This is a genomic window from Mycobacterium hubeiense (assembly GCF_002838065.1).
In the GTDB taxonomy this organism is placed as follows: domain Bacteria; phylum Actinomycetota; class Actinomycetes; order Mycobacteriales; family Mycobacteriaceae; genus Mycobacterium; species Mycobacterium hubeiense.
This window is the reverse complement of the sequence record NZ_PIZU01000001.1, coordinates 72,987-95,665: the sequence shown is the minus strand read 5'-3', so window position 1 is coordinate 95,665 and position 22,679 is coordinate 72,987. Positions and strand designations below refer to the sequence as shown.

General features: G+C 66.8%; 17 protein-coding genes. 11 read left to right on the top strand and 6 right to left on the bottom strand.

What is annotated here, in order from left to right; all coding sequences use genetic code 11:
- Position 1: 1 nt before the first annotated feature.
- The 10 genes from trpB to CWS39_RS00340 all read left to right on the top strand — a co-directional run bounded on the left by trpB (position 2) and on the right by CWS39_RS00340 (position 14,788).
- The gene (gene trpB, locus CWS39_RS00385) at positions 2 to 1,261 is read left to right on the top strand and encodes a tryptophan synthase subunit beta (protein ID WP_102140925.1); all 1,260 of its coding nucleotides are present in this window, start codon (positions 2 to 4) and stop codon (positions 1,259 to 1,261) included.
- Positions 1,258 to 2,055, top strand: coding sequence for a tryptophan synthase subunit alpha (gene trpA / locus CWS39_RS00380; protein WP_102140924.1), 798 nt, complete (start codon positions 1,258 to 1,260; stop codon positions 2,053 to 2,055). The genes trpB and trpA overlap by 4 nt, the downstream gene beginning before the upstream one ends.
- Positions 2,052 to 3,935 carry a prolipoprotein diacylglyceryl transferase gene (gene lgt / locus CWS39_RS00375; RefSeq protein WP_102140923.1) on the top strand — a complete coding sequence of 628 codons (1,884 nt, stop codon included), beginning with the start codon at positions 2,052 to 2,054 and terminating at the stop codon, positions 3,933 to 3,935. Before trpA ends, lgt begins: the two co-directional genes overlap by 4 nt.
- Before the next feature lie 70 nt (positions 3,936 to 4,005).
- A complete protein-coding gene (locus CWS39_RS00370; RefSeq protein WP_102140922.1) occupies positions 4,006 to 5,481 on the top strand; it encodes an HNH endonuclease signature motif containing protein in 1,476 nt (491 codons plus the stop codon).
- A gap of 29 nt (positions 5,482 to 5,510) precedes the next feature.
- Positions 5,511 to 5,924 (top strand): NINE protein, encoded by a 414-nt coding sequence (locus CWS39_RS00365; RefSeq protein ID WP_102140921.1) that lies wholly within the window; start codon positions 5,511 to 5,513, stop codon positions 5,922 to 5,924.
- Complete coding sequence (locus CWS39_RS00360) at positions 5,914 to 6,327, top strand: DUF2752 domain-containing protein (protein WP_102140920.1); 414 nt, start codon at positions 5,914 to 5,916, stop codon at positions 6,325 to 6,327. Before CWS39_RS00365 ends, CWS39_RS00360 begins: the two co-directional genes overlap by 11 nt.
- Positions 6,328 to 6,409: 82 nt before the next feature.
- Positions 6,410 to 10,951 (top strand): glutamate synthase large subunit, encoded by a 4,542-nt coding sequence (gene gltB, locus CWS39_RS00355; RefSeq protein ID WP_102140919.1) that lies wholly within the window; start codon positions 6,410 to 6,412, stop codon positions 10,949 to 10,951.
- The gene (locus CWS39_RS00350) at positions 10,944 to 12,452 is read left to right on the top strand and encodes a glutamate synthase subunit beta (protein WP_102140918.1); all 1,509 of its coding nucleotides are present in this window, start codon (positions 10,944 to 10,946) and stop codon (positions 12,450 to 12,452) included. The genes gltB and CWS39_RS00350 overlap by 8 nt, the downstream gene beginning before the upstream one ends.
- Positions 12,453 to 12,479: 27 nt before the next feature.
- Positions 12,480 to 13,898, top strand: coding sequence for a pyruvate kinase (gene pyk / locus CWS39_RS00345; protein ID WP_102140917.1), 1,419 nt, complete (start codon positions 12,480 to 12,482; stop codon positions 13,896 to 13,898).
- 20 nt (positions 13,899 to 13,918) lie between these two features.
- A complete protein-coding gene (locus CWS39_RS00340; RefSeq protein ID WP_102140916.1) occupies positions 13,919 to 14,788 on the top strand; it encodes an acyl-CoA thioesterase II in 870 nt (289 codons plus the stop codon).
- Here the strand turns inward: CWS39_RS00340 and CWS39_RS00335 are convergent.
- From CWS39_RS00335 to CWS39_RS00310, 6 genes are all read right to left on the bottom strand, one after another.
- Positions 14,785 to 15,318, bottom strand: a complete 534-nt coding sequence (locus tag CWS39_RS00335; RefSeq protein WP_102140915.1) for a DUF4190 domain-containing protein — start codon at positions 15,316 to 15,318, stop codon at positions 14,785 to 14,787. The two genes, CWS39_RS00340 and CWS39_RS00335, sit on opposite strands and share 4 nt — an antisense overlap.
- A gap of 11 nt (positions 15,319 to 15,329) precedes the next feature.
- Positions 15,330 to 16,850, bottom strand: a complete 1,521-nt coding sequence (locus tag CWS39_RS00330) for an ATP-binding cassette domain-containing protein (RefSeq protein ID WP_102141154.1) — start codon at positions 16,848 to 16,850, stop codon at positions 15,330 to 15,332.
- On the bottom strand, positions 16,837 to 18,393 hold the full coding sequence (gene cydD, locus CWS39_RS00325; RefSeq protein WP_102140914.1) for a thiol reductant ABC exporter subunit CydD: 1,557 nt from the start codon (positions 18,391 to 18,393) through the stop codon (positions 16,837 to 16,839). The genes CWS39_RS00330 and cydD overlap by 14 nt, the downstream gene beginning before the upstream one ends.
- A gap of 32 nt (positions 18,394 to 18,425) precedes the next feature.
- The gene (cydB, locus tag CWS39_RS00320; RefSeq protein ID WP_102141153.1) at positions 18,426 to 19,469 is read right to left on the bottom strand and encodes a cytochrome d ubiquinol oxidase subunit II; all 1,044 of its coding nucleotides are present in this window, start codon (positions 19,467 to 19,469) and stop codon (positions 18,426 to 18,428) included.
- Between the two features lie 15 nt (positions 19,470 to 19,484).
- The gene (locus tag CWS39_RS00315) at positions 19,485 to 20,957 is read right to left on the bottom strand and encodes a cytochrome ubiquinol oxidase subunit I (protein WP_102140913.1); all 1,473 of its coding nucleotides are present in this window, start codon (positions 20,955 to 20,957) and stop codon (positions 19,485 to 19,487) included.
- Positions 20,958 to 21,036: 79 nt separating this feature from the next.
- The gene (locus CWS39_RS00310; protein ID WP_199177884.1) at positions 21,037 to 21,633 is read right to left on the bottom strand and encodes an HdeD family acid-resistance protein; all 597 of its coding nucleotides are present in this window, start codon (positions 21,631 to 21,633) and stop codon (positions 21,037 to 21,039) included.
- A 106-nt stretch (positions 21,634 to 21,739) separates the two neighbouring features.
- On the opposite strand from CWS39_RS00310, the gene CWS39_RS00305 reads away from it, so the two are divergent.
- Positions 21,740 to 22,678 carry an ABC transporter substrate-binding protein gene (locus CWS39_RS00305; RefSeq protein WP_199177882.1) on the top strand — a complete coding sequence of 313 codons (939 nt, stop codon included), beginning with the start codon at positions 21,740 to 21,742 and terminating at the stop codon, positions 22,676 to 22,678.
- Position 22,679 lies beyond the last annotated feature (1 nt).

Genomic DNA, 22,679 nt, shown 5'->3' with positions numbered 1-22,679 from the left:
AGTGGCTGACCTCACCGGCCCACAGTTGCCGCGTTCAAGCGCGGCAGTCGCCGAGCCGACCAGCCACGATCCGGATGCCCGCGGCCACTTCGGTGTCTACGGCGGACGATTCGTTCCCGAAGCGTTGATGGCTGTCATTGAAGAGGTCACCGTCGCCTACGAAAAGGCCCGTGGCGACCAGGCATTCCTCGACGAGTTGGATCGCTTGCAGCGGCACTACAGTGGGCGCCCGTCGCCGCTCTACGAAGCTGCGCGGTTGTCCGAGCACGCCGGCGGCGCCCGCTTCTTCCTGAAGCGAGAAGACCTCAACCACACCGGATCTCACAAGATCAACAATGTGCTCGGTCAGGCCTTGCTGGCCCGGCAGATGGGCAAGACCCGCGTGATCGCCGAGACCGGAGCGGGCCAGCACGGTGTGGCCACCGCGACCGCATGTGCTTTGTTGGGTCTGGAATGTGTTGTGTACATGGGCGCCGTCGACACCGCCCGGCAGGCATTGAACGTCGCTCGGATGCGACTGCTGGGCGCGGAAGTGGTTTCGGTCGAGGCGGGTTCGAAGACGCTGAAGGACGCCATCAACGAGGCGTTCCGTGACTGGGTGACCAACGCCGACCGCACGTATTACTGCTTTGGAACTGCCGCGGGCCCGCATCCGTTCCCGATGATGGTGCGCGATTTTCAACGGGTCATCGGTCTGGAGACGCGTGCTCAGATCCAAGCCCAGGCGGGTCGGCTGCCCGACGCGGTGACCGCGTGTGTCGGAGGCGGTTCCAATGCGATCGGCATCTTCCACGCCTTCATCGACGATCCCGGCGTCCGGCTGGTCGGTTACGAGGCAGCGGGCGACGGCGTCGAAACCGGCAGGCACGCCGCCACTTTCACGGGCGGATCGCCGGGTGCGTTCCAGGGCTCGTTCTCGTATCTGTTGCAGGACGACGACGGCCAGACCATCGAATCCCATTCCATCTCAGCGGGTCTGGACTATCCAGGGGTCGGGCCGGAGCACGCGTTCCTCAAGGATGTGGGTCGTGCCGAATACCGGCCCATCACCGATACCGAGGCGATGGACGCGTTCGCATTGTTGTGCCGTACCGAGGGCATCATCCCGGCGATCGAGTCCGCCCATGCGGTGGCCGGTGCACTGCAGCTGGGGCAGGAGCTGGGCTCCGGCGCGATCATCGTCGTGAACATGTCCGGGCGGGGCGACAAGGACGTCGAGACGGCCGCAAAGTGGTTCGGCCTGTTGGACGGTGCCTCATGAGCCGGTTGGCGAGCCTGTTCGACGCGTGCCGCGCGGAGGGCCGTTCGGCGTTGATCGGCTATCTGCCGACAGGGTTCCCGGATGTGCCGACGTCGATCTCGGCGATGACGGCGTTGGTCGAATCCGGCTGCGACATCGTGGAAGTCGGCATCCCGTACTCCGATCCGGGAATGGACGGCCCGACGATCGCCGCGGCCACCGAGGCGGCGCTGCGCGGCGGCGTGCGGGTGCGCGACACGCTGGCCGCGGTCGAGGCGATCAGCAAGGCCGGCGGCCGTGCCGTCGTGATGACGTATTGGAATCCGGTATTGCATTGGGGCGTCGACGCTTTTGCGCGCGACCTGGCCTCGGCCGGGGGATTGGGCATGATCACGCCGGACTTGATTCCTGATGAGGCCGAAGAGTGGCTGGCGGTGTCGGATGCCCACGAGTTGGATCGGATCTTCCTGGTCGCGCCGTCGTCCACGCCGGAGCGGTTGGCGGCGACGGTCGAGGCGTCGCGCGGATTCGTCTACGCGGCATCGACGATGGGTGTTACGGGCGCCCGCGATGCGGTGTCGGTGGCGGCACCGGAACTTGTTCAGCGGGTCCGCGCGGTGTCAGACATTCCGGTCGGTGTCGGATTGGGTGTGCGCTCGCGCGAGCAGGCGACCGAGATCGGTGCTTACGCTGACGGTGTGATCGTCGGTTCGGCCTTGGTTTCGGCGCTGAAGGATGGTATTCCCGCGGTGCGAGCATTGACCGAAGAGCTTGCTGACGGTGTCCGGCAGCGGGTTTCGGGAGTCAGCGCGTGACGACCACTGTCCTGGCCTCCATTCCCAGCCCGCCGCAGGGCGTTTGGTATCTCGGTTCCTTCCCGCTGCGGGCGTACGCGCTGTTCATCATTGCGGGCATCATCGTGGCGCTGGTGATCGGCGATCGCCGCTGGGAAGCCAGGGGCGGTGAACGCGGCGTCATCTACGACATTGCGTTGTGGGCGGTGCCGTTCGGCCTGATCGGTGGCCGGCTTTACCACGTCATCACCGACTGGCAGACCTACTTCGGTGAGGGCGGCGCGGGCCTGGGGGCGGCGTTCCGGATTTGGGATGGCGGCCTGGGCATCTGGGGAGCGGTGGCGCTCGGTGGTGTCGGGGCGTGGATTGCGTGTCGCCGTCGGGGCATTCCGTTGCCGGCGTTCGGTGATGCCATTGCACCGGGAATCGTGTTGGCACAAGCGATCGGCCGGTTGGGCAACTACTTCAATCAAGAGCTGTACGGCCGGCCGACGACGCTGCCGTGGGGCCTGGAGATCTATGAGCGCCGGGATGCGAGCGGTGCGCTCGACAACCTCAATGGCGTGTCGACGGGCCAGCTGATCGAAGTCGTGCACCCGACCTTCCTGTACGAACTGCTGTGGAATGTCTTGGTTTTCGCGGTGCTCATCTGGGTGGACCGCCGGTTCAAGATTGGGCATGGGCGGCTGTTCGCGTTGTATGTCGCCGGGTATTGCGTGGGCCGGTTCTGGATCGAGCTGATGCGCAGTGATGTGGCGACTCACATCGCGGGGATCCGGATCAATTCGTTCACGGCGACGTTCGTGTTTGTCGGCGCGGTGGTGTACATCATGGCCGCGCCGAAGGGCCGCGAGGATCCGGACTCGCTGCGGGGCAAGCCCACTGAGGTCGAGGAGCTCGAAGAGTCGCCGGTCGACGAGGTTGCCAAGGAGCTGGCCGCGGTGGCCGCGGGGACCGGCGTGGTGGCGGCGGCAAAGGTTGCCGGCGAGGCGGAGGACGAGGATGCCGAAGCCGTCGGTGATGAGGTCGATGCCGAGGCGATGGAGCCGGATTCGACGGAGGCTGAGGCAGAAGCCGAGGAACCCGAAGCGGCCGTCGAGGAGGAAGAGCCAGCTGAACCAGAGGCCGTCGAGGTGGGCGACGAGGTCGAGGCCGAAGCGATGGAGCCGGATGAGGCCGAGGCAATGGAGCCCGCTGAGGCCGAGGCTGAAGCCGAGGTCGGCGAGGAGGAACCGGCCGCAGCGGAGGCGGTAGAAGCCGAGGTCGGCGAGGAGGAACCGGCCGGCGTCGAGGCTGAGTCTGCCGAGATGCCAGAGGACGTCGATGCAGAAGCCGCCGCACCGGAAGCGATGGAATCGGACGAAGCTACCGAACCGCGCCCGGAAGAGGGACTTGGCCCTGTCGAGGGTGAGGAGGCCGCTGAGGCCCAGGAAGCGGCTTTGGAGGCTCACGAAGTCGCGGTTGAGGGCGCCGAGGAGGCCACCGCAGTGGCGGATGAGGTGGCCGCTGAAGAAGCCGACGAGTCAGAGCTGCAGCCCGAAGTCAGCGGTGAAGAAGCTGAGGAGTCGGAGCCGGAAGCAGCGGGTGGGGAGGCTGTACCCGAGCCTGTTGAGGCCACGGACGAGGAACCGGTCGACGAGTCAGAAACCGAACAGGCCGGCGCGGCGTCGGACGAACCAGTCGAGGGACTTGGCCCCGTTGAGGGCGAGGAGGCCACGGCGGTTCAGGAAGCGGCTTCGGAGGCGCACCAAGTCGCGGCTGAGGGCGCTGACGAGGCCGCAACGGTAGCCGACGAGATCTCTGCCGACGTTTCAAAACCGTCGGAGGACGTCGTCGAGCCCGAGTCGCCGCAGGATACTCAAGCTCCTCGACGCCGCTGGTGGCAGCGTCTTCGCAGGTAGCGAGGTTTTCCAGAGGCGCTGACCAAAACGCGCGGTCGACTTGTCGTACCCGACGGTTATATTCGAAACTATGTTCGAACTGATGGAGCCGCCCGCCTCGGTGGAGCCGAGTGCTCTGCTGGATGAGATGCGGGCGGCTTCTCGTTCGGAGACCCGCGCTGCTGCCCAGCGGTTAACCGCGGTCTGGCAGCTATACCGAGTGCGGCTGCGTGAATGGGGTGACGGCGACAACGCGGCGGTCGACACCTGGGATGCGGTCGCCGCCGAGGTAGCTGCAGCGCTGAACACCAGCCTGGGCTCAGCAGGCAATCTCGTGCGTTTCGCGCTGGCGATGCACGAACGGCTGCCGTTGGTGGGCATGGTTCTTGCCGCCGGCGATATCGACTATCGGCTATTCCAGACCATCGTGTACCGGACGGATCTGATCACCGATGCGGACACCTTGGCGGCGGTGGATACCCAGCTCGCCGCGCGCGCGCCGCGGTGGACCTCGCTGAGCTACGGAAAACTCTCGCGCGAGGTGGATCGCATCGTCGCCGCGGCTGATGCCGACGCGGTGCGGCGCCGCAAGGAGCGCGCCGAGGAGCGCGAGGTCGTTGTTGCCGACAGCGGCGACGGGATGGCCGTGGTGTACGCCAATGTGTTCTCCACCGATGGGCGCGCCCTCGATCAGCGGCTGGACGCGTTAGCGGCCACGGTCTGCGACAAGGATCCCCGCACGGCGGCGCAGCGGCGAGCCGATGCCATCGGTGCTGTGGCGGCCGGAGCGGACCGACTGAGTTGCCGGTGCGGCACCGATGACTGCTGTGCCGGCGGAAAGCTGCCCGCGAGTCCGGTGGTGCTGCACCTGCTTGCCGATCAGGCCACCGTCGACGGCGCATCGGATAAGTCCGGCTACCTCGTCGGGTATGACGATCTGATCCCCGCCGAGCTGGTAGCCGAGCTCGCGAAGTCCGCCAAGACGCGGCCGCTGTTTGATCCGGTCGATGCGCCACCCGAACCCGGCTATGTGCCATCGGCGAAGCTCGCGGAGTTCGTGCGGTGCCGCGATATGACGTGCCGTGCGCCGGGGTGTGACCAGCCCGCGACGCATTGCGATATCGACCACACGGTGCCCCACGGCAAGGGCGGACTGACTCATCCGTCGAATTTGAAATGTCTGTGTAGACGTCATCACTTACTGAAAACCTTTGGGGGATGGCGGGATAAACAGCTGCCCGACGGCACGGTAATCTGGACGCTGCCCGATGGCCAGATGTATGTCACCACTCCAGGGAGCGCGTTGCTGTTTCCCAACCTGTGCCGACCCACCGGCGAGCTGGCCGAGCCGAACCCACCGGCCGAGGACCGCTGCGGGAACCGCAACGCGATGATGCCGAAGCGGCGCCGCAGTCGGGCGCAAAACCGGGCGCATCGGGTAGCCGCCGAACGACGGCAGAACCGACAAGCGCGCGAAGCCCGCCGAAAAGCCTGCGACGCCTACCACGCAGAGCTCTTTGCGCCCCATGACGACGAGCACGGCGACGGTGAGCCGCCGCCCTTCTAGGGGTCGTTTGGTTCTGGCATGCTGAAGTCATGACCGAGCCGCAGTTCGGTGGCAGCGAGCACGGGATGCCGCCGCCGCCCCCAGGGCCTTCGGGCTATCCACCGCCACCACCGCCGCAGGCGCCGGGCTACCCGCCGCCAGGCGCGTATCCGCCTGCGTACATGGATCCCGCTGCGCCGTACGGTCGGCATCCCATAACCGGCGAGCCGCTTTCCGACAAATCCAAGGTGGTTGCCGGCCTGCTACAGCTGCTCGGATTGCTCGGCCTGGTGGGCATCGGGCGCATCTACCTCGGCTACACCGGCCTGGGCATCGCCCAACTCGTCGTTGGGCTCATCACATGCGGGATCGGCGCGGTGATCTGGGGTGTCATCGACGCCGTCCTGTTGCTCACCGATAAGGTCCGCGACCCGGAGGGACGCCCGCTGCGCGATGGGACCTAGCGCCACCTTTACCGGCCGGGGACGGCTGTACGGCGCACTCGGGGCGGGCGCGCTCCTTGCGGGCGGCCTGACCTACGTCGGGCTTGGCGATCCGCATCGCCCCGGATTCCTTTTTCCCGCATGCCCATTCAAGCTGCTGACCGGGTGGGACTGCCCGGCCTGCGGCGGCCTTCGGATGACCCACGACCTGCTGCACGGTGACCTCGCCGCCGCGGTGACAGACAACGTCTTCCTCCTCATCGGTCTGCCCCTGCTGGCTGCCTGGCTGATCGTGCGCTGGCGCAAAGGGCAACGACTCATGCCGCCCCCGGCGATCGTCGTCATCGTCGCCGCCGCAGTCACCTGGACGGTGGTACGCAATCTGCCCGGGTTCCCGCTGGTCCCGACGGTTCTTCCCGGGTAGCTACACCGACCCGCTGATACACTCGACATTCGGGCCGGTGCAGTCCCGGACAAGTATTTCCGGACTGCGGAGGTGCATTCCGATGCTGTTTTCGGCATTGCCAGACCCGCAGGGCCTCTACGACCCTGCAAACGAGTCGGATTCCTGTGGCGTCGCCATGATCACCGACATCCAGGGTCGCCGTTCGCACGCCATCGTCGCCGATGCGCTCGTCGCCCTTGAACACCTCGAGCACCGCGGTGCCGCGGGCGCCGAACCCAACAGCGGTGACGGCGCCGGCATCCTCGTGCAGCTGCCGGTCGAGCTGCTCCGCGAGGTCGTCGACTTCGAACTTCCGGCCGCTGCCGACGACGGCACCAATGCGTTCGCAGCCGGCATCTGCTTCCTGCCGCAAGATTCGGTTGCCCGCGCTGCCGCGCGTGAGCGCGTCGAAGCCATAGCCCACGACGAAGGCCTCGACGTGCTCGGATGGCGCGAATTGCCCGTCGATCCCGAAAGCGCCGAAGTCGGCGTCACCGCGTTGAGTTGTATGCCCTACATGGCCCAGCTGTTCGTCGCGACCCCGGACCGCGTCGGCGGAATCGAGCTCGACCGCCGCGTCTATCCACTTCGCAAGCGCGCCGAAATGGGTCCCGACGACACCCGCGTCTACTTCCCGTCACTGTCCAGCCGCACCATCGTCTACAAGGGCATGTTGACGACGATGCAACTGCCCCAATACTTTCCGGATCTGCGCGACGAACGTTGCCGCAGCGCCATCGCGATTGTGCACAGCCGCTTCTCCACCAACACATTCCCGTCCTGGCCATTGGCCCACCCCTACCGGTTTGTGGCCCACAACGGCGAGATCAACACCGTGCGCGGTAATCGCAATCGCATGCATGCCCGCGAGGCGATGCTGAAAAGCGCAAGAATCCCCGGCGATCTCAGCCGGCTCTCACCGATCTGCACACCCGACGCCTCGGATTCGGCGTCCTTCGACGAGGTACTCGAGCTGCTGCACCTCGGCGGTCGGGAGTTGCCGCACGCGGTGCTGATGATGATTCCTGAGGCCTGGGAGAACAACACCACCATGGACGCGGCGGAGCGGGCATTCTGGCAGTTCCACGCCTCGCTTATGGAACCCTGGGACGGGCCCGCCTGTGTCACGTTCACCGACGGCACACTCGTCGGAGCGGTGTTGGACCGCAACGGATTACGGCCGGGCCGCTGGTGGCGCACCATCGACGATCGCGTCATCCTGGCCAGTGAAAGCGGCGTGCTCGACGTACCGTCCGCCGAAATCGTTGCCAAGGGCCGGCTGCAACCCGGCAAGATGCTGCTAATCGACACCGCCGCCGGCCGCATCGTCTGCGACGACGAAATCAAGCGTGACCTCGCCAACGCCGAACCCTACGGCGAATGGCTACACGCCGGTCTGCTCGATCTCAAGACCCTGCCGGAGCGCGTGCGCGTGCAGCCCAACCACGATTCGGTCGTGCGCCGCCAAATCGCGTTCGGCTACACCGAAGAAGATCTGCGCGTGCTGCTCACCCCGATGGCGGCCTCCGGCGGGGAGCCGCTGGGGTCGATGGGCACCGACACGCCGCCCGCCGTGCTGTCCCAGCGCTCGCGGTTGTTCTACGACTATTTCGTCGAACTCTTCGCCCAGGTGACCAATCCCCCGCTGGACGCTATCCGCGAAGAAGTCGTGACGAGCATGGCCCGGGTGATGGGGCCCGAGCAGAACCTGCTGGAGCCGACGGCAGCGTCCTGCCGTCAGATCGTGTTGCGCTGGCCGGTGCTGGACAACGACGAGCTCAACAAGATCGTCCACATCAACGACGACGGTGAACACCCCGGCCTGAAAACCGCTGTGCTGCGAGCTCTCTACGACGTGGAACGCGGCGGTGACGGCCTGGCCGAGGCGCTGGAGGAGTTGCGTCTGAAGGCCAGCGATGCCATCGCGAAAGGCGCCCGCACACTGGTGATCTCGGATCGGGACTCCGATCACACCAAGGCGCCGATCCCGTCGTTGCTGGCGGTGTCGGCGGTGCACCACCATCTGGTGCGGACCAAGGAACGCACCAGGGTGGCGCTGGTCGTGGAAAGCGGCGATGCCCGCGAGGTGCACCACATCGCGATGCTCATCGGATTCGGTGCGGCTGCGGTGAACCCGTACCTCGCATTCGAGTCGATCGAAGACCTCATCCGTGAGGGCGAACTCACCGGCATCGAACCCGCTGCGGCCGTGCGCAATTACCTCAAGGCGCTCGGCAAGGGGGTGGTGAAGGTGATGAGCAAGATGGGCATCTCCACCGTCGCGTCCTATACGGGGGCACAGGCTTTCGAGGCGGCCGGGCTGGACAAGGCGGTCGTCGACGAGTACCTCACCGGCACGCCGAGCCAACTCGGCGGGGTGGGGCTCGACGTCATCGCCGAAGAGGTCAAGCTGCGCCACCGGCGCGCCTACCCGGAGAACCCGACCGAGCGGGTGCACCGCCGGCTCGAAGTCGGCGGCGAGTACGCCTTCCGACGCGAGGGCGAACTGCACCTGTTCACCCCCGAAGTGGTGTTCTTGCTGCAGCATTCGACGCGTACCGGCCGATACGACATCTTCAGCCAGTACACACAAGAAGTCGACCGACTGTCCCGGGAGGGCGGCACGCTGCGGGGCCTGTTCGACTTCAAGAAGGGCCTGCGGCCGCCGGTGCCGCTGGAGGAAGTCGAACCCGTCGAGAGCATCCTCACCCGATTCAACACCGGCGCAATGAGTTACGGGTCCATCAGCGCCGAAGCCCACGAGACGATCGCGATCGCGATGAACAACATCGGCGGTCGGTCCAACTCCGGGGAGGGCGGTGAGGATGTCGAGCGGCTGTACGACCCGAAACGCCGCAGCGCGGTCAAGCAGGTCGCCAGCGGCCGATTCGGCGTCACCAGCGACTACCTGGTCAACGCCACCGACATCCAGATCAAGATGGCCCAGGGCGCGAAACCCGGCGAGGGCGGCCAGCTTCCGGGTTACAAGGTGTACCCCAACATCGCCAAGACCCGGCATTCCACACCGGGCGTCGGCCTGATCAGCCCGCCGCCGCACCACGACATCTACTCGATCGAGGACCTCGCACAGTTGATCCACGACCTGAAGAACGCCAACCCGCAGGCGCGAATCCACGTCAAGCTGGTCAGCAGCGTCGGCGTCGGCACCGTCGCGGCCGGTGTCTCCAAGGCGCACGCCGACGTGGTGCTGATCTCCGGGCATGACGGGGGGACCGGCGCTGCACCGCTCACCAGCCTCAAACACGCTGGGGCGCCATGGGAGATCGGTCTCGCCGACACCCAGCAGACGCTGGTGCTCAACGGTCTGCGCGACCGCATCACCGTGCAGTGTGACGGCGGCATGCGCACGGCGCGCGATGTCATGGTGGCCGCGCTATTGGGCGCCGAGGAGTACGGCTTCGCGACCGCGCCGCTGATCGTGTCCGGCTGCATCATGATGCGCGTCTGCCACCTCGACACCTGCCCCGTCGGGGTGGCCACCCAGAATCCGGTGCTGCGCGAACGGTTCAACGGCAAACCCGAGTTCGTGGAGAACTTCTTCCGCTTCATCGCCGAAGACGTCCGGACTTACCTGGCGGAGCTCGGCTTCCGCAGTATCGACGAGGCCGTCGGGCATGCAGAAGTGCTCGACACCGCGCACGGCGTCGCGCACTGGAAGAGCCAAGGCCTCGACCTGAGCCCGATCTTCGCGGTGCCGGCCGAGCCCACCCACCGACGACGCGCCAAAGACCAAGACCACCGGCTGGATCAGGCGCTGGACCGCACGCTGATCCAACTCTCTGAGGGCGCGTTGGAGGACGCGCACCCAGTGCGACTCGAGCTGCCGGTCCGCAACGTCAACCGCACCGTCGGCACATTGCTCGGCTCCGAAGTGACGAGGCGCTATGGGGCGCAGGGTCTGCCCGACGACACCATCCATGTGACGCTCAACGGATCCGCCGGCCAGTCGATCGGCGCATTCCTGCCGCCCGGCATCACTCTGGAGCTGATCGGCGACGCCAACGACTATGTGGGCAAGGGTCTTTCGGGTGGACGCATCATCGTCCGGCCGCCCGACGACGTGCTGTTCCTGCCCGAGGACAACGTCATCGCCGGCAACACCTTGCTCTACGGCGCCACCTCCGGGGAGGTGTTTCTGCGGGGCCGGGTCGGAGAACGGTTCTGCGCCCGCAACTCCGGCGCGCTGGCCGTCGTCGAGGGCGTCGGTGACCACGCGTGTGAGTACATGACCGGCGGCCGGGTGGTGGTGCTGGGAAAGACCGGCCGCAATATGGCCGCTGGAATGTCGGGCGGTATCGCGTTCGTGCTCGGACTCGACCCGGCGAAGGTCAACACCGAGATGGTCGAGTTGCAGCGCGTCGAACCCGAGGACCTGGTGTGGTTGCACGACGTAGTGGCCCGCCACGCCCGCTACACCGGCAGCACGCTGGCCGAATCTGTACTGTCCGACTGGCCCAGGCGCAGCGCGCAATTCACCAAGATCATGCCGGCCGACTACCAGCGGGTGTTGGAGGCCACGCTGATTGCGAAGAGGGAAGGCCGCGACGTGGACACCGCGATCATGGAGGCCAGCCGTGGCTGATCCGACCGGATTTCTGAAGGTACCCAAGGTCGAAGCGGCCAAGCGGCCGGTCGACGAGCGGATCGGCGACTGGAAAGAGGTCTACGAACGCCAGGATCCCGAAGAACGGGCCGACGAGGTGTCCCGGCAGGCCCGTCGCTGCATGGACTGCGGAATCCCGTTCTGCCACTCTTCAAGTGCGGGCTGTCCGCTCGGCAACCTGATTCCCGAGTGGAACGACCTGGTACGCCGCGGGCGGTGGAACGCCGCCAGCGATCGTCTGCACGCCACCAACAACTTTCCCGAGTTCACCGGCCGGCTGTGCCCGGCGCCGTGCGAGGCCGCCTGCGTGCTGTCGATCGATGAGGAGAAGACCGGCGGCAGCGTGACCATCAAGCGCATCGAGCAGACGATCGCCGACCACGCCTGGATGTACGGCATCGTCGAGCCGCAACCGGCGGCTATCTCGACCGGAAAGCGCGTCGCCGTCGTCGGCTCCGGTCCGGCGGGATTGGCTGCCGCGCAACAACTCACGCGCGCCGGGCATGACGTCACCGTGTACGAGCGCGATGACCGGCTGGGCGGGCTGATGCGTTACGGCATCCCCGAATACAAGCTGGAAAAGGCCACGCTGGATCAGCGGCTGGCCCAAATGCGCGCGGAGGGCACCCGATTCGTCACCGAAACCGAAGTCGGGGTGGATCTGCCGGTGGAGCGGCTGCGCGAACAGTACGACGCGGTGGTGCTCGCGGTCGGAGCACTGCGCGCGCGGGACAACGAGGTCGAGGGCCGTCACCTCAAGGGTGTGCACTTGGCGATGGAGCACCTCGTGCCGGCCAACAAGGAATGCGAAGGCGATGGGCCGTCACCTGTTTCGGCGGCAGGCAAGCACGTGGTGATCATCGGGGGCGGGGACACCGGCGCCGATTGTCTGGGCACGGCGCATCGGCAGGGTGCGATCTCGGTGACCCAACTCGACTACAACCCCGAACCGCCGGAGTCCCGCGACGACACCCTGTCGCCGTGGCCGACGTGGCCGCTGGTGTTGCGAACCCGCCTGTCGCCCGCGCACGCGGAGGGCGGTGCCCGCCGCTACCAGGTCGCCGTGCAGCGGTTCCTCGGCGACGGCAACGGCCACCTGCGGGCGCTGGAAATCGCCGAAGTGAACGTCACCCGGGACGCCGACGGCCGTCGGCAGATCACCCCGGTCGGGGAGTCGCTCGAGATCCCGTGCGATCTGGCGCTTCTGGCGATCGGCTTCGACGGGGTCGAGCACATGGCGCTGCTCGACGGACTGGGTCTGCAGCTCAACCGGCGCGGCACGCTGGCCTGCGGGTCGGATTGGCAGACCGACGCACCCGGGGTGTTCGTCTGTGGGGACGCCCATCGCGGCGCGTCGCTGATCGTGTGGGCGATCGCCGAGGGCCGCAGCGCCGCGCACGCGGTCGACGCCTACCTGATGGGCGAATCCGATCTGCCCGAACCGGTCAAGCCCGGCGCCTTACCGTTGGCCGTCGTCTGAATCGATCAACGATTAGACTCAGAAGTCGTGAATAGACGCGGAAAGATCGTCTGCACTCTGGGTCCGGCCACCGCAACTGACGAGGCCGTCAGGGCACTGGTCGAGGCTGGAATGGACGTCGCGCGGCTCAATTTCAGCCACGGCGACTACCCCGATCACGAAGCCAACTACAAGCGCGTACGGGCGGCGTCGGACCTCACCGGCCGCGCCGTGGGCATCCTCGCTGACCTGCAGGGACCCAAGATCCGGCTCGGCCGGTTCGCCGCCGGTCCGACGTTCTGGGCCACCGGCGAAACCGTACGCATCACGGTCGAGGACTGCGAGGGCACGCCGGACCGCGTGTCCACCACCTACAAGCGGCTGGCCGAGGACGCCCAGCCTGGGGACCGGGTGCTCGTCGACGACGGCAACGTCGGCCTGGTGGTCGAGCGGATCGACGGCAACGACGTCGTCTGCACGGTCACCGAGGGCGGGCCCGTCAGCAACAACAAGGGCATGTCGCTGCCCGGTATGAACGTCACCGCTCCGGCGCTGTCGGAGAAGGACGTCGAGGATCTGGAGTTCGCGCTTCGCCTCGGCGTGGACCTGGTGGCACTGTCGTTCGTGCGGTCACCGGCGGACATCGAACTCGTCCACGAGGTGATGGACCGCGTCGGCCGGCGGGTGCCGGTGATCGCCAAACTGGAGAAGCCCGAGGCGATCGACAACCTCGAAGCGATCGTGCTGGCATTCGACGCGATCATGGTCGCGCGCGGCGATCTCGGGGTGGAGCTTCCGCTCGAAGAGGTTCCGCTGGTGCAGAAGCGCGCCATCCAAATGGCAAGGGAGAACGCGAAACCCGTCATCGTGGCCACCCAGATGCTGGAGTCGATGATCGAGAACTCCCGGCCGACGCGCGCGGAGGCGTCCGACGTGGCCAACGCGGTGCTCGACGGCGCCGACGCCGTCATGCTGTCCGGTGAGACGTCGGTGGGCAAGTTCCCGCTGGAGGCCGTCAAGACGATGGCGCGCATCATCGTCGCGGTCGAGGAGAACTCGGTGGTGGTGCCACCGCTGACTCACGTGCCGCGCACCAAACGCGGCGTGATCTCCTACGCCGCCCGCGACATCGGGGAGCGGCTGGACGCCAAGGCGTTGGTCGCGTTCACCCAGTCGGGTGACACGGTGCGCCGGCTGGCGCGGCTGCACACACCGCTGCCGGTGCTGGCGTTCACCGCGCTGCCCGAGGTCCGCAGCCAGCTCGCGTTGACGTGGGGGACCGAGACGTTCATCGTGCCGCACATCCAGACCACCGACGGCATGATCCGCCAGGTCGACAAGTCGCTGCTCGAGCTCGGCCGCTACAAGCGCGGGGAACTGGTGGTCATCGTCGCAGGCGCGCCACCCGGCACAGTAGGCTCCACGAATCTGATCCATGTACACCGGATCGGGGAGGACGACGTCTAGTCGCATCGGAGAGAGGCCCTGTGTCTAACGCAGATTTTCAAGAGCTGCTGGCGATACTCGACCTCAACCGCATCGGCGACGGCACCTTCGTCGGCTCGCACCCGAGCAAGAACCCGGTGCGCACCTTCGGCGGCCAGATGATGGCGCAGTCGTTCGTCGCGGCCAGCCGCACCCTGGCAAACGACATCGCCCCGAGCGCGCTGTCGGCGCACTTCATCGCCGGCGGGGACCCGGAGAAGGATCTGGAGTTCCACGTGATCCGGCTGCGCGACGAACGCCGGTTCGCCAACCGTCGCGTCGACGTCATGCAGAACGGCGCGCTGCTCACCACCGCGATGATCTCGTACATGAACGGCGGGCGCGGCCTCGAGCACGGCATCGCCCCCCCGACGGTGCCCGAGCCGACGAGCCTGCCGAAGATCGGTGAACTGCTGCGCGGTTACGAGGACACCGTGCCGCACTTCGTGGAGGCGCTGCGGCCCATCGAGTGGCGCTACACCAACGATCCGGCCTGGGTGATGCGCGACAAGGGCGAGAAGCTCGACCACAACCGGGTGTGGCTGAAGACCGAGGGCGCGATGCCCGACGACCCGGTGCTGCATGCGGCGGCGCTGGTGTACTCGTCGGACACCACCGTGCTGGACTCCATCATCACCACGCATGGCTTGTCGTGGGGCTTCGACCGCATCTTCGCCGTCACGATGAACCATTCGGTGTGGTTCCACCGCCCGGTGCGCTTCGACGAATGGGTGCTGTACTCGACGTCCTCACCGGTGGCTGCGGAATCGCGGGGGCTTGGCACCGGCCACTTCTTCGACCAATCCGGTCAGCTGGTGGCGACCGTGGTGCAGGAGGGCATCGTCAAGCACTTCCCGGGCGCCAAGCGCTAGGGCGTCGGGGTCGGCTCGATGGTGATGCCGTACTCGTTTTCGATCCGGCCGCGGAACTCGTCGGCGCATCGTTCGATGGCCGCCTGGTCCGAGCCGGCCCTGGACACGCAATCGAAATAGTCTGTGACGCCCGCCTTGTTGAACAGCGCCACCCAGATCGCGATGAACACCAGTGAGATGACGATCGACAGGAACCCCAACACGATGCCGGCGATCGCGACGCCGCCGTTGGTGGCTTCACCGCGGGCCACCCGGCCGCGCGCGACGAATCCGATGATCACCGCGACGATGCCGCCGATGATGCCGAGCACCACCGACCAGACGAACAACAACGAGACGATCGCGATGATCAAACTCGCGATGCCCAGGCCGTTTTTCGGCGCGATCGGCGGCGCTGCGTAGCCGGAGTATGGCGGCGGCGGTGGCGGCGGATAGCTCCCCGGATAGGCCCCGTACGGCTGCGGTGGTGGTGGCGGCGGCTGGTACTGCTGCTGGGTCGGTGGCTGTTCGGGTTTATCCGACTCGGTCATGACAGCTGAGGTTACCTGCTGGCGGCGAGGTTGAGCGTCGGACAAGGAAGTTGGTCGGGCAGGTGGTGGGTGGCGACGACGACGGTGCGCTCGGCCGGGAAAAGCCCGTCCGGGGTTAGGAGTTCGGACAGCAGCTGTCGAGCGTCGGCCGCGTCGAGATGTTCGGTGGGTTCGTCGAGCAGCACGACCGGGAAACGCGAGATCAGGGCGCGGGCCAACAGCAGACGCCTGCGCTGGCCGGCCGACACGGCCGCCGCCCCACCGACGAGCAGGGTGGACATTTCGTCGGGCAGCGCGTCCAGCCACGGGCCCAGGCCGACGCGGCGCAGCGCGGCACGCATCTCATCGTCGGTGGCGTCGCCACGGGCCACGAGCAGGTTGTCCCGCACCGTGGTCGCGAACAAGTGCGCGTCCTCAGCGAAAAACGCTGCCTCCCCAGGTGTTTGAGCATATTTCGCAGCCATCTCCATCAGCAGCGTGGTCTTGCCCGATCCGCTCGGCCCGACGATCGCCAGCCGGTCACCGGGCGACACGTCCACCGGCGTGACGGTCGGCCGAGGCCGAACGTCTTGGGGCAACGTGAGATCGAGCAGCCGACGGGCCGCGATCCGTGACCGCGTGAGTTGCACCGCCGCACCCGGTAACGCGGTGGTGGCCTCGAACGCCGACAGCGGCAACAACATCAGAATCGCCAACGTCATCGGGGAGACCAGCGATATCCCAGACGCCAGCGAGATCCCGGCGATGACGGCGCCCAGCACGCTGGCACCCATCGCGGCACTCGGCGCGGCCGCGGCCAACGCGGCCGGTGCCGCCGCACGGTCGCTCGCGCGCCCCCAATCACGATGTTGCCGTTCGGATTCGGTGATCACGTCCGGGAGGCGTCCACTGACGCGAAGCTCCGGCGCATGCTCCAAGGCGAGCATCGCCGCGACATCGCGACCGGAATGATACTGCACGGCAACGGCTTCGGTCGCCGTCACAGCGCGGGCGGCCAGCCAAGGTGCGATCACACCCGCGACGATCAGGCCGGCCGCCAGTACGGCGGCCGCGGTCGGTGAGATCACCCCGACGGTCACCACCGCGGCGACGCCCAGCACCGCCGCCACCGCGATCGGCAATACGGCGCGCACCACCACATTCGACAGGTCGTCGACCGCCGCGCCCACGCGGGCCACCAGTTCACCGCTGTGCTGTCGCAGTGCGACGTCGGTGGGCGCATCCGCCAGCCGGCGGTACAGCCCGACGCGGGCGTTGCCCGCGGCGCGCAGGGCGGTGTCGTGCGATGCCAGCCGCTCGCAATAACCGAACACGCCGCGGGAGATGGCCAGCGCGCGCACCGTGACCGCCGCGACGGTGAGGTGCAGCACGGGCGGCATCTGCCACGCCCTGGTGATCAACCACGCCGAGACGGCCGTCAGCGCCAGCGCGCTGCCCAGCGACACCACGCCGAGCGCCACGGCCAATAGCAGCCTGGGCAGTCGCGGCCGCAGCAGATCAAGGGTCGCCAGCAGCGGATCATTGCGGAACAAGGGCACCCCCCACGTGCACGACACGATCCGCGATCGCGAGCACCGGCTCGCGATGCCCGACCACCACCACGGTGTCCCCGACGCGTGCCCGCGCCGCGATGGCCTCGAGCACACGCGATTCCAGGCGCGCATCCAGGTGCGCGGTCGGCTCGTCGAGCAGCAGCACCGGCGCCTGCGAGCCGAGGACCCTGGCCAGGCCCAGCCGTTGGCGCTGACCCAGCGAGAGGCCGACGCCGTCGCGCCCGATGGTCGTCGCCAGCCCGTCCGGCAAGTCATCGAGAACCTCGTCGAAACCTGCGGCGCGGCAAGCGGCCTCGATATCGGTCGGCGGGCCGAACAACTCGAGATTCGTCAATACGGTGCCCGGCACCAACACCGGTCGGTGCGCCAGCCAGGCCACCTGCCGCCACCACGCGGTCAGGTCGAGTTCGGCGACATCGACGCCGTCCACGGTGACGCCGCCCATCGGCGTCAGCCCCAGGATCGCCTGCAGCACAGTGCTTTTTCCTACGCCGTTGGGTCCGGTCAGCACCGTCACCCGGCCGGGCTCGATGTCTGCGGTGAGATCGTCGACGTGGATCGTGGCGCCCGCCGCATCGACCGTCCGGGTACCCGGCGGCCGAGCGGGCAGGGTGTCGAGCAGATCGAATGCCTTCTGCGCAGCGGTCTTTCCGTCCTGCGCTGCGTGGAACTCGACGCCGACCCGGCGCAGAGGCCAGAACACCTCGGGCGCCAGCAGCAGCGCGGTGAGCCCGGCGGCCAGGGTCATCTCCCCGTACACCAGCCGCAGACCGACGCTGACCGCCACCAGCGCGACACCGAGCGTGGCCAGCAACTCCAGCACGAGTGCCGACAGGAAGGCGATGCGCAACGTGGCCATCGCCGAACGTCGATGCGCGGCAGACAATTCGGCGATCCGCTGCGCTGAGCCCGCCGCGCGCCCCAACGACAGCAGGGTCGGGAGACCGGCGACCAGATCGAGGAGGCGCGACTGCAGTGTGCTCATCGCGGCCAGCGCGGCCGCGGAGCGTTCGGCGGTGACGAGACCGATGAGCACCATGAAGATCGGAATGAGCGGCAGCGCGATCAACACGATCACAGCGGACTGCACGTCGTAGAGCGCGATCGCGAGCACCGCCGCCGGGGTGAGGATGCCCGCCGAGAACACCGCTGGCAGATAGGCGGTCAGATACGGTCGCAGCCCGTCAAGTCCACGGGTCACCACCACCGCGGCCGCGTCGCGCTGCGCCGCGAGTTGTCGGGGCGACAGCGCGGTAACGCACCGCAGTACCTGTCCGGACAGGTCGGCGATCACCGCGGTCGCGCCCCGCTGGGAGAGCCGGCTCTGCCACCAATGTGCCAGGGTACGAACCACCCACAGCCCCAGCAGAATCCACAGTTCATCGGCCCAATGCGCGATCGTCCGCGACGCAGGGTCGGTGATCACGCCTGCGACGACGTGGGCCAGCAGGATCGCCGATGCGATGGTGGCGCCGGCGACGGCGACACCGGAGGCCACCGATGCGACCAGGTAGCGCCGCATCGCCCGAGATACGCCGGGGGCCCGCCAGAGGTTCAGATCGGCCGCCTCGACAGTCCGACCGGTGCGGGAATCTGCTCCGTCGAAATGCGTTTCCGGAACACCCAATACGTCCAGCCCTGATAGATCATGACCAGAGGCAGCAGCGTCAGCGACGCCCACGACATGATCTTGAGCGTGTACGGCGTCGACGAGCCGTTGTAGATCGTCACGCCCCATTCAGGATTGAGCGTGGAGGGCAGCAGGTAAGGGTGCATCGAGCCGAACACCAGTACCACCACCGCGGCGACCACGATGACCGTCGCCACGAACGCCCACCCTTCGTTGCGGTGCGCCCACATGAGGGCCACCGCGGTCAGCAGCGCCACCACCGCGACCGCCAGCGCCGCCCAGGTCCACGGCTTGCCGTGTGCCAGCTGCGTCCACAGGCCGAAGCCGCCGGCCAGCACGATCGCCGGAACCGACAGCATGCGGGCGAATCGGAAAGCGTCGTCACGAAGTGGCCCAGCGGTTTTCAGCGCGATGAACACCGCGCCGTAGAAACCGAACAACGCTGCGGTGGCCAGCCCGCCGAGCAAGGTGTAGGGGTTGAGCACATCGCCAATCGAGATGTGCACACGATGGTCGGCGTCAATCGGCAAGCCGCGCAGGATGATTGCGAACGCGACCCCCCATAGGACAGCCGGCAGCCAGGAGCCGATGGCGATACCGATGTCGGCCCACTTGCGCCAGTGCGTGTCGTCGATCTTGCCGCGCCATTCGATGCCGACGATGCGAAGGATCATGGCGAACAAGATGACCAGCAGCGGCAGGTACAGCGCCGAGAACAAGGTGGCATACCAGTTCGGGAAGGCGGCGAACATCGCGGCGCCCGCTGTGATCAGCCACACCTCGTTCGCATCCCACACCGGGCCGATGGTGTTGAGCACCGCGCGCCTGCGCGTTTCGGGATCACCCTGGCCGCCGAACCGCCCGAGCGGCGCCATCAGCATCCCCACGCCGAAGTCGAAGCCCTCCAGGACGAGGAACCCGAGGAACAGCGCGGCGATAATGAGAAACCACAGTTCTTGTAGTGCCACCGCAATCACGTCCTCTCAGTACGCGAACGACAACGGCGCCAGTTCGTCGTCGTCGGGTTTCGATGGCGGTGCGGGCTCGGAATCGTGCTCCAGCGGGCCCTCCACGACATACCGGCGCAACAGGAAGAACCAGATCACCGCCAGCACTCCGTACAGGAGGGTGAATACGGTGAGTGAGAACACGACCGTGCCGGCGGCGTGGTCGGAGACGCCCTCGGCGACCGTCAGCCGCACGAGCTGGTCCCCGTCCGGATTGGGCACCACCACCCATGGTTGGCGACCCATCTCGGTGAACACCCACCCCGCGGAGTTGGCCAGGAACGGGGTGGGAATGGTCCACAGCGCGAACCGTGAGAACCAGCGCTGGTCGGGGATGCGGCCCCGGCGTGTCAACCACAACGCGACGATGCTGAACAACACTGGGACAGCGAGCAATCCGATCATCGCGCGGAACGCCCAGTACGTCACGAACATGTTCGGCCGGTAGTTGCCCGGACCGAACTTCTGCTCGGCCTGCTGCTGCAGGTCCTCGACACCCTCGAGGGTGACGCCGGTGAACGTGCCTTCGGCGAGGAACGGCAGCACGTACGGCACTTCGATCACCCGCACGATGCTGTCGCAATTGTTGTGGGTGCCGACGGTGAGGATCGAGAATTTCGGATCGGTCTCGGTGTGGCACAACGATTCCGCCGACGCCATCTTCATCGGCTGCTGAACGAACATCAGCTTGCCTTGGATGTCGCCGGTGAAGAACAACGCCACGGCTGCGGCGATCGCGACACAGCAGCCGAGAATCGTTGCGGGACGGTACATGCCGGCGGGTTCGGGATTCTCCCGCTCTTCGGCGGGTTCGGCGCGCCGCGCCCGCACCATCAGCCACGCGCTGATCGCGGCGACGAAGGTGCCTGCGGTCAACAAGGATCCGGCGACCGCGTGCAAGAACGCCCAGACGGCCGTGTTGTTGGTCAGCAGCGCAACGAAGTCGACCAGCTCGGCGCGCCCCGTTTCCGGGTTGTAGCGGGCGCCGACCGGGTGCTGCATCCACGAATTGGCCGCGATGATGAAGTACGCCGAGGCGTTGACCCCGAACGCGACGATCCAGATGCACGCCAGATGCACCAGCCGCGGCAGCCGGCTCCAGCCGAAGATCCACAGGCCGATGAACGTCGACTCGAAGAAGAACGCGGCCAACCCCTCCAGGGCCAGCGGCGCCCCGAAGATGTCGCCGACGAACCGCGAGTACTCACTCCAGTTCATCCCGAACTGGAACTCCTGCACGATGCCGGTGGCCACCCCGATCGCGAAGTTGATCAGGAACAACTTGCCGAAGAATCGGGTCAGCCGATACCACGCAGGGTTTCCGGTGATCACCCACACCGTCTGCATCACCGCGATCAGCGGCGCCAGTCCGATGGTCAACGGGACGAAGATGAAGTGGTAGACGGTGGTGATTCCGAATTGCCACCGCGACACGTCCAGGGCGTCCATATGACCCTCTTCCGTGGCTGCTAGGTCACTCTACGACAAACTGTAGTAGACATCGCGGTCGGCAGCCACCAGGTGTGCGTCAACTCACCGATTCGGCAGGTGGCGGCGGTGCGGTCACCTTCTCGACGGTCTTGGCGGCCTTACGGATACCGAAGGCCGACACCACCTCGATCACGCCGAGCACGATCAGCGAGATGCCCACCGCGAGTGTGAGCCAGGTCAGTGATTCGAACGGCAGCGCCAGCATGACGACGCCCGCGACGAGGCTCAGCACGCCGATGAAGATCTCCCAGCCCCGGCCGGGCAGCGTGGGATCGCTGATCGCCGACACCGCCGTCGCCACGCCGCGGAAGATGAAGCCGACACCGATCCAGATGGCCAGCAGCAGAATGGAATCCTGCAAGCTGCGGAAGCACAGCACGGCGAGGATGAGTGCCGCGGCGCCGCTGATGAACAGCAGCACGCGCCCGCCGGCCGAGACGTGCAGGCTGAACGCGAAGATGACCTGCGCGACACCGGTCACCAACAGATAGGCGCCGAAGAAGATGGCGGCGACCAGGATCGTGATGCCGGGCCACACCAGAACCAGAACCCCGAGAATCACGGCGAGAATCCCCGACACCAGCGTCGACTTCCACAGATGCGGCAACAAGGTTGGGGGAGCGGTGGTTTCCATGCGCGCAGTGTGGCACAAAGCCCGTGGCGATGGCGGATTTCGCGGTAAGGCTGTCGACTCGGACCAGGCTGGTTAGGGTTTCTTTCAGTCGGCGATTCTTCGCCCGGTGCAGAAGAAAGAGGCAATCGTGTCCAGTGGATATCTGATCCGTCGGGGGAAGTTGTGGCGCCTGGCAGTGGTGTTTGCTGCCAGTGGCGTGCTGGCGCTGTCGGGGTGTGCGAGCGGCACCGACAGCGGTGAGGAGGCCGCTGAGACCACGACGGTCACGGCCGAGAAGGTCGACGCCATCGCCAACACCGTCCCCGAGCCCATCCGGCAGTCCGGAAAGCTGATCATCGGCGTCAACATTCCCTACCCGCCCAACGAGTTCAAGGACCCCAGCGGCAAGATCGTCGGGTTCGACGTCGACCTGATGAACGCCGTCGCGTCGACGCTCGGACTGACCCCGGAATACCGGGAGTCGGACTTCGCCAAGATCATCCCGTCGATCCAGGGCGGTACCTACAACGTCGGCATGTCGTCGTTCACCGACACCAAAGAACGGCAGAAGTCCGTCGACTTCGTCGACTATTTCAACGTCGGCATTCTGTGGGCACAACGACCGGGAGCGCCGATCGATCCCAACAACGCCTGCGGCAAGAAGGTCTCCGTGCAGGCGACCACGCGGGAGGAAACCGACGAGTTGCCGGCCAAGAGCAAGGCGTGCACGGACGCGGGCAAGCCGCCGATCGAGATCCTGTCGTTCGACGGGCAGGACGCCGCGACCAACGCTGTGGTGCTGGGCCAGGCCGATGCGATGTCGGCGGACCTGCCGATCACCACCTACGCCATTCAGCAGAGCAACGGCAAATTGGAGGCGGCGGGCGAGCCGTTCGACCCCCAGCCGTACGGCTGGCCCGTGCAGAAGGGTTCGCCGCTGGCCCAGTCCCTGCAGCAGGCGCTGCAGCATCTGATCGACACCGGTGTCTACAAGGAGATCGCCGCCAACTGGGGGTTGGAAGACGGCATGATCGACAAGCCGGTGATCAACGGCGCCACCAGCTGAC